This is a genomic window from Pseudomonas putida, from assembly GCF_004357765.1.
GTDB lineage: Bacteria > Pseudomonadota > Gammaproteobacteria > Pseudomonadales > Pseudomonadaceae > Aquipseudomonas > Aquipseudomonas putida_U.
Genome location: NZ_SMTE01000012.1, coordinates 59,202 through 71,518, shown reverse-complemented (window position 1 = coordinate 71,518; position 12,317 = coordinate 59,202). Strand labels below are relative to the sequence as shown.

General features: G+C 62.9%; 15 protein-coding genes and 2 tRNA genes. 10 read left to right on the top strand and 7 right to left on the bottom strand.

Annotation, left to right across the window (positions count from 1 at the left end):
• Positions 1-30: 30 nt before the first annotated feature.
• The 3 genes from ahpC (at position 31) to E2H86_RS19100 (ending at position 2,638) form a co-directional block, all read left to right on the top strand.
• Positions 31-594 (top strand): alkyl hydroperoxide reductase subunit C, encoded by a 564-nt coding sequence (gene ahpC / locus E2H86_RS19110; RefSeq protein WP_133330622.1) that lies wholly within the window; start codon positions 31-33, stop codon positions 592-594.
• Positions 595-718: 124 nt separating this feature from the next.
• On the top strand, positions 719-2,281 hold the full coding sequence (gene ahpF / locus E2H86_RS19105) for an alkyl hydroperoxide reductase subunit F (protein ID WP_133330620.1): 1,563 nt from the start codon (positions 719-721) through the stop codon (positions 2,279-2,281).
• Between the two features lie 168 nt (positions 2,282-2,449).
• Positions 2,450-2,638 (top strand): hypothetical protein, encoded by a 189-nt coding sequence (locus E2H86_RS19100; protein ID WP_013973178.1) that lies wholly within the window; start codon positions 2,450-2,452, stop codon positions 2,636-2,638.
• A gap of 5 nt (positions 2,639-2,643) precedes the next feature.
• Here E2H86_RS19100 and E2H86_RS19095 read toward each other — a convergent pair whose 3' ends face one another.
• From E2H86_RS19095 to nhaR, 3 genes are read right to left on the bottom strand one after another with little or no spacing between them, the layout of a single operon-like run.
• The gene (locus tag E2H86_RS19095) at positions 2,644-3,291 is read right to left on the bottom strand and encodes a YceH family protein (RefSeq protein ID WP_133330618.1); all 648 of its coding nucleotides are present in this window, start codon (positions 3,289-3,291) and stop codon (positions 2,644-2,646) included.
• Positions 3,292-3,351: 60 nt separating this feature from the next.
• Entirely contained in the window at positions 3,352-4,566 is a 1,215-nt protein-coding gene (gene sstT / locus E2H86_RS19090) for a serine/threonine transporter SstT (protein WP_133330616.1), read from the bottom strand.
• A gap of 58 nt (positions 4,567-4,624) precedes the next feature.
• Positions 4,625-5,518, bottom strand: coding sequence for a transcriptional activator NhaR (gene nhaR, locus E2H86_RS19085; protein ID WP_133330614.1), 894 nt, complete (start codon positions 5,516-5,518; stop codon positions 4,625-4,627).
• 135 nt (positions 5,519-5,653) lie between these two features.
• On the opposite strand from nhaR, the gene E2H86_RS19080 reads away from it, so the two are divergent.
• Positions 5,654-5,893: a hypothetical protein gene (locus tag E2H86_RS19080; RefSeq protein ID WP_133330612.1), complete on the top strand. Its 240-nt coding sequence runs from the start codon at positions 5,654-5,656 to the stop codon at positions 5,891-5,893.
• Positions 5,894-5,920: 27 nt separating this feature from the next.
• On the top strand, positions 5,921-6,673 hold the full coding sequence (locus tag E2H86_RS19075) for a TerC family protein (RefSeq protein WP_133330610.1): 753 nt from the start codon (positions 5,921-5,923) through the stop codon (positions 6,671-6,673).
• Positions 6,674-6,734: 61 nt separating this feature from the next.
• Here the strand turns inward: E2H86_RS19075 and E2H86_RS19070 are convergent, their stop codons facing one another.
• The gene (locus tag E2H86_RS19070; RefSeq protein WP_133330608.1) at positions 6,735-6,914 is read right to left on the bottom strand and encodes a hypothetical protein; all 180 of its coding nucleotides are present in this window, start codon (positions 6,912-6,914) and stop codon (positions 6,735-6,737) included.
• A gap of 155 nt (positions 6,915-7,069) precedes the next feature.
• Here E2H86_RS19070 and E2H86_RS19065 point away from each other — a divergent pair, with 155 nt between their 5' ends.
• The gene (locus E2H86_RS19065; RefSeq protein WP_133330606.1) at positions 7,070-7,798 is read left to right on the top strand and encodes a peptidase C39 family protein; all 729 of its coding nucleotides are present in this window, start codon (positions 7,070-7,072) and stop codon (positions 7,796-7,798) included.
• 93 nt (positions 7,799-7,891) lie between these two features.
• Here E2H86_RS19065 and E2H86_RS19060 read toward each other — a convergent pair whose 3' ends face one another.
• Complete coding sequence (locus E2H86_RS19060) at positions 7,892-9,175, bottom strand: NAD(P)/FAD-dependent oxidoreductase (RefSeq protein ID WP_133330604.1); 1,284 nt, start codon at positions 9,173-9,175, stop codon at positions 7,892-7,894.
• Between the two features lie 200 nt (positions 9,176-9,375).
• Between E2H86_RS19060 and E2H86_RS19055 the strand changes: the two genes are divergently transcribed.
• The 4 genes from E2H86_RS19055 to E2H86_RS19040 all read left to right on the top strand — a co-directional run bounded on the left by E2H86_RS19055 (position 9,376) and on the right by E2H86_RS19040 (position 10,893).
• Positions 9,376-9,452: transfer RNA gene (locus E2H86_RS19055), tRNA-Val, on the top strand.
• A gap of 126 nt (positions 9,453-9,578) precedes the next feature.
• A tRNA-Val gene (locus tag E2H86_RS19050) sits at positions 9,579-9,655 on the top strand.
• A gap of 179 nt (positions 9,656-9,834) precedes the next feature.
• Complete coding sequence (locus E2H86_RS19045; protein ID WP_133330602.1) at positions 9,835-10,407, top strand: SPOR domain-containing protein; 573 nt, start codon at positions 9,835-9,837, stop codon at positions 10,405-10,407.
• Between the two features lie 60 nt (positions 10,408-10,467).
• On the top strand, positions 10,468-10,893 hold the full coding sequence (locus tag E2H86_RS19040; protein WP_133330600.1) for a GTP pyrophosphokinase: 426 nt from the start codon (positions 10,468-10,470) through the stop codon (positions 10,891-10,893).
• A gap of 24 nt (positions 10,894-10,917) precedes the next feature.
• Here E2H86_RS19040 and E2H86_RS19035 read toward each other — a convergent pair whose 3' ends face one another.
• Positions 10,918-11,874, bottom strand: coding sequence for an endonuclease (locus tag E2H86_RS19035; RefSeq protein ID WP_133330598.1), 957 nt, complete (start codon positions 11,872-11,874; stop codon positions 10,918-10,920).
• A 122-nt stretch (positions 11,875-11,996) separates the two neighbouring features.
• A complete protein-coding gene (locus E2H86_RS19030) occupies positions 11,997-12,239 on the bottom strand; it encodes a DUF1654 domain-containing protein (protein WP_133330596.1) in 243 nt (80 codons plus the stop codon).
• Positions 12,240-12,317: the final 78 nt, after the last annotated feature.

Here is a 12,317-nt window from a genome sequence, read left to right as displayed (position 1 = left end):
TGATTTCAACCCCATGAAGGAGCGTCTCTCATGCCTATCATCAACAGCCAGGTCAAACCGTTCAACGCCACCGCCTACCACAAAGGCGAATTCGTTCAGGTAAGCGAAGCCGACCTGAAGGGCAAGTGGTCCGTCGTGTTCTTCTACCCGGCCGACTTCACCTTCGTCTGCCCGACCGAACTGGGTGACCTTGCTGACAACTACGCCGAATTCCAGAAGCTGGGCGTAGAAATCTACGGCGTGTCCACCGACACCCACTTCACCCACAAAGCCTGGCACGACACTTCGGACACCATCGGCAAGATCCAGTACCCACTGATCGGTGACCCGACTCACATCATCTCGCGCAACTTCGACGTGCTGATCGAAGAAGCCGGCCTGGCCGATCGCGGTACCTTCGTGATCAACCCGGAAGGTCAGATCAAGATCGTCGAACTGAACGACGGTGGTGTAGGCCGTGACGCGACCGAGCTGCTGCGCAAGGTCAAGGCTGCCCAGTACGTCGCCGCCCACCCAGGCGAAGTCTGCCCGGCCAAGTGGAAAGAAGGCGAAGCCACCCTGGCGCCATCGCTGGACCTGGTCGGCAAGATCTAAGTCGATGTGCATGTCGCGGGCGGTGGACAGCCGCCAAAGCTGAAGTATCTACCGCCCCGTAAAGCGCCCGGGCGATCTCGCCTGGGCGTTTTTGTATCCGAGTTTCGAAAAAGGAATCGCCCGTATGTTGGACGCCACGCTTAAATCGCAACTGAAAACCTACCTGGAGCGGGTCAGCCAGCCGATCGAGATCGTTGCTTCCCTCGACGACGGCGCGAAGTCCCGCGAATTGCATGACCTGCTGGTGGAAATCGCCGGCCTGTCGAACCTGATTACTCTGAGCGCGGACGGGACCGACGCCCGTCGTCCTTCGTTCTCGCTCAACCGCCCAGGGGCCGACATCAGCCTGCGCTTCGCCGGCATCCCCATGGGGCACGAATTCACCTCCCTGGTGCTGGCGCTGCTGCAAGTCGGTGGTCACCCCTCCAAGGCCAGCGCCGAAGTGATCGAGCAGATCCAGGCACTGGAAGGCGATTTCACCTTTGAAACCTACTTCTCGCTGTCGTGCCAGAACTGCCCGGACGTGGTCCAGGCGCTGAACCTGATGGCCGTGCTCAACCCCAACGTTCGCCACGTCGCGATCGACGGTGCGCTGTTCCAGGACGAAGTCGAGTCGCGCAAGATCATGGCGGTGCCAAGCGTCTACCTGAACGGCGAAGTGTTCGGCCAGGGCCGCATGGGCCTGGAAGAAATCCTCGGCAAGATCGACACCAACGCCGGTGCCCGCCAGGCCGAGAAGATCAACGCCAAGGACGCCTTCGACGTGCTGGTGGTCGGCGGTGGCCCCGCTGGCGCCGCAGCGGCCATCTATGCTGCGCGTAAAGGCATTCGCACCGGTGTCGCGGCTGAGCGTTTCGGCGGCCAGGTGCTCGATACCCTGGCCATCGAGAACTTCATCTCGGTGCAGGAAACCGAAGGCCCGAAGCTGGCCATGGCCTTGGAAGAGCACGTCAAGCAGTATGACGTCGACATCATGAACCTGCAGCGCGGTGAAGCGCTGATTCCGGCCACCGATGGCGGACTTCACGAAGTACGCCTGGCCGGCGGCGCCTCGCTCAAGGCCAAGACAGTGATCCTCGCCACCGGTGCCCGCTGGCGTGAAATGAACGTCCCTGGCGAGCAGGAGTACCGCGCCCGCGGCGTGGCCTACTGCCCGCATTGCGACGGTCCGCTGTTCAAGGGCAAGCGCGTGGCGGTGATCGGCGGTGGCAACTCGGGCGTCGAAGCGGCCATCGACCTGGCCGGTATCGTCGCCCAGGTGACGCTGATCGAGTTCGACAGCCAGTTGCGTGCCGATGCGGTGTTGCAGCGCAAACTGCACAGCCTGGCGAACGTCAAGGTGATCACCAGTGCCTTGACCACCGAAGTGGTGGGTAACGGCGAAAAGGTCACCGGCCTGCGTTACAAGGACCGCACCACTGACGAGGTGCATGACCTGGCGCTCGAAGGTATCTTCGTGCAGATCGGCCTGCTGCCGAACACCGACTGGCTAAAAGGGACCGTGGAATTGTCGCCACGCGGCGAAATCATCGTCGACGCCAAGGGCCAGACCAGCGTACCGGGCGTGTTTGCCGCCGGTGACGTGACCACGGTGCCGTACAAGCAGATCGTCATCGCCGTGGGCGAGGGCGCCAAGGCATCGCTGGCGGCGTTCGATCACCTGATCCGTACCTCGGCACCAGCGTAACTGCATCGCGACCCTTTCGCGGGACCAGCCCGCTCCCACAGGATCCGCACTGTTTTCGACACTGTGCGGTCCCTGTAGGAGCGGGCTTGTCCCGCGAAAGGGCCCTGACAAACCAAGCTGAACCTGAAGGTGTCTATGCTTACTGCAGACCCTTCAGGAACCCGCACCATGACCCTGATCAGCCGCGAACCCTGGTGGCTAGTGCCACCCAAACCCGGGCAGCAGGAGCAGGACTTGCACTGGGGCTATCTGGAAATCTACGCCGACGGTCGTACCGTGTTCGTCGACCAACGCCCCAGCGACCGCGAACTGGCTGAACGCAAAAGCTGCCGTAACTTCCCCGACCCGGAGCCGTGATCGGCTCAGCCTTCGAGCGCTGACAGGCGCGCTTCCAGGGCTGCGATACGCGCTTCCAGAGCTTCGATCCGTTCTTCCGAGACATTGCCAGCGCCGCTACGGCCACCGCCTTCCTGCTGGCGTGCGGCCAGGATCGCCTCGATTTCCGCCGGATCGCCCAGCGCATGGGTATAGCGGTCTTCGCGTTGTCCGGCCTGGCGCGGCAGGTGCAGGGCCAGGCCGCGCGAGACCAGGCGTTCGAGCTGGTGCTGGACCTGCTCGGTATCGTCGAAGGCATGCAGGCGGTTGCTGCGGCTGAGCAACTCGCTCAGGGTCTGCGGCCCACGCAGGAACATCAGGCCCATCAGCACCAGTTGCGCCGGCACCAGTTCCAGTGCCTTGTCCACCCGGTGCTCCCAGCGATCGGCGCGGCTGCCCATCTGCAGGCGGGCCATGTCCTGTCCTTCGAGGGCCCGCAGGGCCTGGCCGACCTGGCCCTGGGTGAGGTTCATCACCGGCTCGCGGCTGGTTTTCTGGTTGCACGCCAGGACCAGCGCATTGAGCGTCAGCGGATAGCTTTCCGGGCTGGTGGCCTGCTTCTCGATCAATGCGCCGAGAATGCGCACCTCGATACTGTTGAAGCGGCCTTCGCCTGCGGTTTCTTGATCGGACATGGCCCTGTCTCTTGGCTGGGAAAAGGCCTCTAGCGTAGGTAATGCGCCGCCCTTAAGCAATCACTGCCCGGCTCGTCGCTCCTCGGCCAGGCACGCAGCCGCGGTGAACAGCACGTCGGTGGACGAGTTGAGTGCCGTTTCCGCCGCATCCTGCAACACGCCGATGATGAAGCCCACGGCCACCACCTGCATGGCCACTTCGCTCGGAATGCCGAACAGACTGCAGGCCAGTGGAATCAGCAGCAGCGAGCCGCCAGCCACCCCCGAAGCGCCGCAGGCGCAAATCGCCGCGACCATGCTCAGCAGCACCGCTGTGGGCAGGTCGACGGCAATGCCCAGGGTGTGCACTGCCGCCAGGGTCAGCACGTTGATGGTGATGGCCGCACCAGCCATGTTGATGGTCGCGCCCAGCGGGATGGACACGGAGTAGGTATCTTCGTGCAGGCCCAGACGCTCGGACAGCGCCAGGTTCACCGGGATATTCGCCGCCGAACTGCGGGTGAAGAACGCCGTGATGCCGCTTTCACGCAGGCACAGCAGCGTAAGCGGGTAGGGGTTGCGACGGATCTTCCAGAACACGATCAACGGGTTCATCACCAGCGCCACGAACAGCATGCAACCGAGCAGCACCGCCAGCAGGTGCAAGTAACCCAGCAGAGCGTCGAAGCCGGACTCGGCCAGGGTCGCGCTGACCAGGCCGAAGATGCCCAGTGGGGCGAAGCGAATCACCACACGCACGATCAAGGTCACGCCTCTGGACAGGTCATCGACCACGCCCCGGGTGGTCTCGCTGCTATGGCGCAGGGCCACGCCAAGGCCGATCGCCCACACCAGCACTCCGATGAAGTTGGCTTCGAGCAGGGCGTGGATTGGGTTGTCCACCGCGCTCAACAGCAGGTTCTGCAGCACCTCGGCGATCCCCCCGGGCGCACTGAGGCTGGCATCACTGGCGCTGAGCGCCAGGGTCGAGGGGAACAGCATGCTCGCGCCGACCGCAACCACCGCGGCGGCGAAGGTGCCGAACAGGTACAGCCAGAGGATCGGGCGGATATGGGTGGGCTGGCCCTGGCGGTGGTTGGCGATCGACGCCATCACCAGGATGAACACCACCACCGGCGCCACGGCCTTCAGCGCACTGACGAAAACCTTGCCGAGCAAGGCCACTTCAAGGGCCACCGCGGGGGCGAGCAGGGCCAGGGCGATACCGGCCAGCAGGCCGATCATGATCTGCGTCACCAGGCTGATGCGGTTGAGCAGATGAAAGACAGGGGTCATGTGCAGCGCTATCTCGTTTACGGAAAAGGGTGCGACCTTACTATAGCTGGCCGGTCATTCACCAATGGAACAACTCCTTTCTTGCCCCCTCGGTAATCGCCACGATGCCCGGATGCTTGACCTTGCGTTCCACCGAAATGGCATAGAACGACTCATGCACCGCCTCGGTCTGCCCGATCAGTTGCACCCCATACTGACGGCAGACCTCTTCGGCGATCACGCTCGGCGCCACGAAGATACCGCTGCCCGATTGGCCGAAAGCCTGCATCAAGGCGCTGTCGTCGAATTCGCCGATGATGCGTGGCTGTACCTGCTGCTCGCTCAGCCAGCGCAGCAAGCGGCTGCGCACCACGGTTTCCTGGCCAGGAATCAGCAACGGTGCATCCTGTAGACAGGCCGGGAAGGCACCTTGGTGGCGCTGAGCCAGGTCTGCCGTGGCGAAAAAGCTCAGGCCGCACTCGCCGAGCTTCTGGCTGTAGCCCTTGATGTCCAGGTGGCTGGGCATCGGACTGTCGGAAATCACCAGGTCCAGGCGCTGGATCGCAAGGTCGGCCAGCAGCCGTTCGAGTTTGTCTTCCCGGCAGTTGATGCGCAGCACGTTGTCCAGCTCCATGGTCGGCGCCAGCAGGCGGTAGACGATGGACTTGGGCACCACGTCGGCCACGCCGACACGGAACAGGATCTGTTCCTGCGGCCCGGCCCGCAGCAAGGTCTCCAGTTCGGCGCCGAGCTGGAACATCTGCTCGGCGTAGGCCAGCGCCTGACGTCCGGTCTCGGTCAGTTCGAGCTGGCGTCCGACCCGCTGGAACAGCTCCAGGCCGTAAGTCTGCTCGAACAGGCTGATCTGGCCGCTGATGGTCTGGGGGGTGAGGTTGAGTTGCTCGCTGGCGCGCACGATGCTCCCGGTCTTGGCCACGGCCCAGAAATAGTGAAGCTGGCGGTAGTTGAGCATCGGCCCGGTCTCAATTCGTAAAAACCGAAGTATAACCGCTGAAAATACGAATTTTACTGAAGTATGCGCCTCTCTAGAATTGCTCTCCATCAGGCGCCATCGGGCGCCGCCGGTTTATCGATCTGCGAGGACCCCATGCTCCATCTAAAATCCATCGGCACCCCTCTGGTGCTGGCCCTGGCCCTGTTCAGCCTGGCTGGCTGCGACCAGGCCGAGAAATCCGCTCAGCAGATGCTCGACCAGGCCGCCGAAACGGCCAAGCAGGCCATCGACAAGACCAATGACGCGGCCCAGCAGGCCTTGAGCGATGCCATCGGCAACGATGGCGCCAAGGCCAAGGCTGCAGAGCCCGAAGCACGTACCCAGGACATCTGACCCAGACCCCCGATGCAGGATTGATCAATGGAATATTTGCTGGAACTCGCCGCAAGCCCGACCGCCTGGATTGCCCTGGCCACGCTGGTGGCCATGGAAGTGGTGCTGGGCATCGACAACCTGATCTTCATCTCGATCCTCACCAACAAGCTGCCGGTGGAGTACCGCTCCAAGGCCCGCCGCGTGGGTATCAGCATGGCCCTGGTGATGCGCCTGGCGTTGCTCAGCACGGTGGCCTGGATCGTCCAGCTCACCGACCCGGTGTTCGATGTGTTCGGCCATGCCTTCTCGTGGAAGGACGTGATCCTGATTGCCGGTGGCCTGTTCCTGCTGTGGAAGGCGACCAAGGAAATCCATGAGAACGTCGACCCGCACGGGGCCAAGGAGGAGGCCAAGCTATCGTCCACGGTCACCCTGGGCTTCGCTGCGGCGATCTTCCAGATCCTCTTGCTCGACATCGTGTTCTCGGTCGACAGCATCATCACCGCCGTGGGCATGACCGAGCACCTGCCGATCATGATCATCGCCGTGATCAGCGCCGTGGTGGTGATGATGGTGGCCGCCGATCCGCTGGCCGACTTCATCAACAAGAACCCCACCGTGGTGATGCTGGCCCTGGGCTTCTTGATCATGATCGGCATGACGCTGATCGCCGAGGGCTTCGGTGCCCATGTGCCGAAAGGCTACGTGTACGCGGCAATGGCCTTCTCGACGCTGATCGAAATCCTCAACATCATGGCGCGCCGGGCACGCCTCAAGCGCGAAGCAACCGAAGCGTGAGTGCATGAACGAAGAAGGGGGCGCCAGGCGCCCCCTTCTGGTTTTTGCAGGATTCGAGATTTCAGTGCGCGCCGGCGTGGCGCCGTGCACGGCGGACCGGCTGCGCCTTGGCAGCAGGTTGTGGCGGAAGGTGATGGTGGTGCGAATGGCGGCGCACGATGCGCAATACGCCCCAGAGCATGGCGGCCGCGACGCTCAGCCACATGCCAACCAGCATCAGGATTGCCATTGTCAGGCTCATGTCTGCCTCCTTATCCCGGCCAGCGCAAGGCGGCTACGTGGACACACCCCAAGTTTAGCTCGCCCCCTGTGACGTTCCATTGACCGAAGGTCTATTGCTTGGGCCATTTGGTTCCTAGCCGCCCGCACACTATACCCATACGCGCCTGCACCCTTATGATCGTGCCCAGGGCCGGGTCGGAGATCTGGCATTGGAACAAGCGAGTACCCATGCAAGCGAATCATTTCTACCCACGACGTCTGCTCGCGGCCTGTCTGCTGGCCGCCACCCTGGCCGGCTGCGCCAGCGCGCCGCCGGTAGCGGTCAAGGGCGTACCGCAGAAGGTCGAGATCAGCAGCGTGCCGTTCTACAAGGGCAACGCCAACCACAGTGGCGCCATGGCCCTGGCCGCGGTGCTGTCGCAGCAGGGGGCACCGATCACGCCAGGCTTGCTCGACAAACCGCTGAACCTGCCCCAGGGCGCCGACGCGCTGGACACCGGCATCCCGCGGGTAGCCCGTGAATACGGCATGGTCGTGTATCCGCTGGACAAGACACTGGACGCCTTGCTGGTGCAGGTCGCCGCCGGCAATCCGGTGCTGGTGCGTTATCAGGAAGGTTCGGCCTGGTGGAGCGAGCCACGCTATGCGGTGTTGATCGGTTTCGACCGCTACAAGGGACGGGTGCTGTTGCGCTCGGGCATGCATCGGCGGCAGATGATGCCGATGGACGCGTTCGAATCGGCCTGGGCCGAGGAGGGGCGTTGGGCGGTGCTGGTGCAGCCACCACGCCAGTTGCCGGCCCAGGTGGACCGTCAGCGCTGGCTGCAGGCGGCCGACGAACTGGCCCGCTCCGGCCAGGAAATTGCCGCCAAGCAGGCTGTCAGCAGTCTGGACAAGCCGTAGTTCGCGCCAAACAACATCGCCGGCAAGCCAGCCCCCTCAGGAGTCGGCTGCCGGCGATGGGTACTCACAGGTTTACCTGACCTGCGGCGAACCTCAGAAGCCCAGACGATCGCGCAGGCTGTAGTACCAGGCACCGATCGCGCTGAACGGCACGCGGAACATCTGGCCACCCGGGAACGGGTAGTGCGGCAGGCCGGCGAAGGCGTCGAAGCGCTCGGCTTGGCCGCGCAGGGCCTCGGCCAGCACCTTGCCCGCCAGGTGGGTGTAGGTCACGCCATGGCCCGAGCAGCCCTGGGAGTAGTAGATGTTGTCGCCGATACGCCCGACTTGCGGCAGGCGCGACAGGGTCAGCAGGAAGTTGCCGGTCCAGGCGAAGTCGATCTTCACGTCCTTGAGTTGCGGGAAGGCCTTGAGCATCTTCGGACGGATGATCGCTTCGATGTTGGCCGGGTCGCGCGCGCCGTACACCACGCCACCGCCGAAGATCAGGCGCTTGTCGCCGGTCAGGCGGTAGTAGTCGAGCAGGTAATTGCAGTCCTCGACGCAGTAGTCCTGCGGCAGCAGGCTGCGCGCCAGGTCTTCGCCCAGCGGCTCGGTGGTGATCACCTGGGTACCGCATGGCATCGACTTGGCGGCTAGTTCCGGAACCAGGTTGCCCAGGTAGGCGTTACCGGCGACGATGATGAACTTCGCCTTCACCTTGCCCTGCGGCGTGTGCACGACCGGGTTGGCGCCACGCTCGATGCGTACGGCCGGGGTCTGCTCATAGATGACGCCGCCCAGCGACTCGACCGCCGCGGCTTCGCCCAGGGCCAGGTTCAGCGGGTGGATGTGGCCGCCGCTCATGTCCAGCATGCCGCCGACATAGCTGTCGCAGGCGACCACTTCGCGGATGCGCTTCTGGTCCATCAGTTCCAGCTGGGTATGGCCGAAGCGTTCCCACAGGCGTTTCTGCGATTCCAGATGGCCCATCTGCTTGCTGGTCAGGGCAGCGAACACACCGCCGTCCTTCAGGTCGCACTGGATGTTGTACTTGGCCACGCGCTCACGGATGATGCGGCCGCCTTCGAAGGCCATCTGGCCCAGCAGCTGGGCTTCTTTGGGGCCGACGGTGCGTTCGATCACGTCGATGTCGCGGCTGTAGCTGTTGACGATCTGGCCGCCGTTGCGGCCGGAGGCGCCGAAACCGACCTTGGCGGCCTCGACGACGGTCACCTTGAAGCCGTTTTCCAGCAGGAACAGGGCGCTGGACAGGCCGGTGTAGCCGGCGCCGATGATGCACACATCGGTCTCCACCTCACCCTGCAGCGCCGGACGTGGCGGCACCGGGTTTGCCGAGGCGGCGTAGTAGGACTGTGGGTAGGGGGTATTGGACATGCTCGAGAAACCTCGTGTTTTATATTTTTAACGAATGTACCGATGCTATCAATAATAATAAACACCCGCTAGTCGTCCGGTGAAAATCCTTTACTGGGGCAGAAGCGGCTCCTTTCTATAAACAGTTTAAGATTCAGTAGCTTAGCGTGAAAAAAACAGTTGACACTGGTTTTGGAACGCGTAGAATGCGCCCACATCGAAGGCACATAGCTCAGTTGGTTAGAGCACCACCTTGACATGGTGGGGGTCGTTGGTTCGAGTCCAATTGTGCCTACCAAATTCGACGAAAGGGGCGATCCGCAAGGGTCGCCCTTTTTGCTTTGGGCGGCTGAAAGTTTTTGATTTTTTTGAAAAAAAAGCTTTACAGCCTGCCGATCGGTCACTAATATGCGCACCACACGACAGGCACATAGCTCAGTTGGTTAGAGCACCACCTTGACATGGTGGGGGTCGTTGGTTCGAGTCCAATTGTGCCTACCAAACAAAGTCCCGGTTTTCGGGCAACGAAAAGGGCGATCCGAGAGGGTCGCCCTTTTTGCGTTTTTGCTGTTGCAATTCTGGTGTCGGGGCAGGCATGTAGCAGCCTGTAACGGATGGTCGCGGTCCGGCACCGGGGTCGGCATGCTAGAATCCGCGCCTTCGAATCTGGAGGTAGACACGTGCGTAAACTGGCAGTGGTAATGGCAGTGCTGGCCCTGGCGGGCTGTGACAACGAAGTCGAAGGCGTGCACAAGCAGGTCGCCGAGCACCTGCACAACCCCAAGACCGCCAAGTTCGGCAACGTGCGTATCGACACCAAGGGCACCATCTGTGGCCAGGTGCGTGGCAAGGACGACGCCGGCCAGTACGAGGCCTACCGCAGCTACGTCGCGATCAAGGGCGACTCCGGCCAGTACGAGATCATCGTCGACGACACCGGCGACAACCTGCGCATCCGTGAATACTGCGGTGGTGCCGACCTGCAGCGTCGTGCCGATGCCCTGGCCGGTGAACCCGCGCCCCAAGGCTGGGATGTCGAAGTGATCCAGGGTGCGAACATGGGCGCCCTGAGCGACATGACCGCCCGCCTGATCGAAAAAGGCATTCCTTCATCGGTGGAATACCGCGACGGCAAGCCGGTGGTGCTGCTGGGCCCATTCCCCACCCGTGATGAAGCCCAGGCGCGCAAGGCCGAGGTCATGGCCAAGCTCGGTACCGATTCGATCGTGATCCAGCACGGCGCGCAGCGCTAGTCATCCTTCGCCAGACCCGGCTATGCTTGTTTCAGGAGAGGTAGAACGGGGAGGGCCTTTATGTCGACGCTGGAACGGGCCATTGCCGTAGCCGCCAGGGCGCATGAAGGGCAGTACGACAAAGGTGGCGCGGCGTATATCCTGCACCCGCTGCGGGTGATGATGCGAGTCGAAACGCCCGAGCAGCGTATCGTCGCGGTGCTGCACGACGTGATCGAAGACACGCCGCTGACCCTCTCCGACCTGGCCCGCGAGGGCTTCGCGTTGAAAATTCTCGCCGCCTTGCTCGCCCTGAGCCGGCGCGACGGCGAAGACTACCTCGACTTCGTCGCCCGCCTGGGTGGCGATCCCCTGGCGCGGACCGTCAAGCTTGCCGACCTGGCCGATAACAGCGACCTCACCCGCATCGCCACGCCTGGGCCGGCCGATCTGGCGCGGCTGGCCCGTTATCGCGAAGCTCGTGCCTATCTCGAAGCGCTCGCCTGATCTTTCCCGGATCGCTGGCAAGGCCTAGCGGCAGTTGCCAGCCTTGCGAAAGCCTGCCGCCTGCGCCTGGGCTTCTGAGGCGAACATCACCTGGTTCTTTGCCGCCACCTGGGTGTAGCCGGGGCAGCCCTCGGCCAGGTGGTACACATGGCTGTTGCGGTTACCGACGATGCTGCCACCGGCGCTGGCCAGCGACGGCTTGGGCGCAGAGGCCGGCGCCTGGGTCGGTTTGCCGGCCACGACGCCGTCACCCGCCGGTTTGTAACCCAGCGTCCATTTGCGCTCGCCGCTGACGAACGGATTGCTGTGGCCCATGATCCTGGCGATGCGCCGATCACGTTCCTTCTCCCAGGCGCTGACCGGGTACTGTTTGTCCCAGGCCATGAGCAGTTGTTGCTGCTGGCGCGACATGTTCAGCTTGTAACGATCGAACATATAGAAGGTGGTACGTGCGACCAGGCCCTTCACCTCGTCGCGCGGCTCGGCCGCTTTATGCTGAAAGTCGATGCGGGTGGTGCACTGGCCGTAGATCGGCGCCACGCCGGAGGCCATGCCGTAGTTGAAATTGCTGCGGTCGCCGTTCACCTCGCCCACGGCGGGGTAGAGATTGAACAGGTTGGCCTCCATGGCACGGAACGTCGGGTCGGAGTCCTCGCATTGCGCACGCCCGCCGTTTTGCCAACACTGGCGCTGGTGGCCGAATGTCCAGGCCGGCACGATGTGTTCCCATTCGGTGCGCTCAGCGCGGCTTTGTTGTTTGCGGGTTTGATAGCCGCACGATTTGGCGTCGACACGGCCGCCGGACTTGCCGACCCAGGTCCACTTGCAGCCGCAGTACAGCTCGCCCATGGCACTGTTGGCCTGATCGAGGTAGACCTGTTGCTTGGCAACGACCTTGGCTTCGGTGAATGTCGCTGGTGGGTTGGCGAAGGCGCTGCAGGCAGCGAAGGAAAGGGTTACAGCGTACAGCCACTTCTTCATGAAAACACATCATCGTCCAGGGAGCGCGATGCAGTATCGGCTCCGGTTTCTATTGGGCGTTGTCGCCGGTATGCGGGTGAAGCGTCGTTATCGGCTGGAGGGCACCAGCGCTGTCGGAGGGGTCAATCTTCCTTGGGCACCGTCCAGAAAATCTGCACGCCGCCATCGTCGCGGTGGGCGAGGGTGACGTTGTCGTTCTCGGCGATTTCTTCGAGCAGGGTTTCCCAGTCGTCGGGCGACTCATGTTCCAGGCGGAAGATCAGCGCCGCGCGGCTGCGCTGGGCGGTGGGGCTGTTGATGATCTTCTGGATGCGCACGCCCAGTTGTTCATAGCTGCTTGGCGTTGCAGAGGCGGTGTTGACCACGGAATATTCCTTATTTTGCTGTATGCACATACAGTATTTCACCGTAAGTTTTTTCGCAACAGCAAGTCGGGCGAAAAC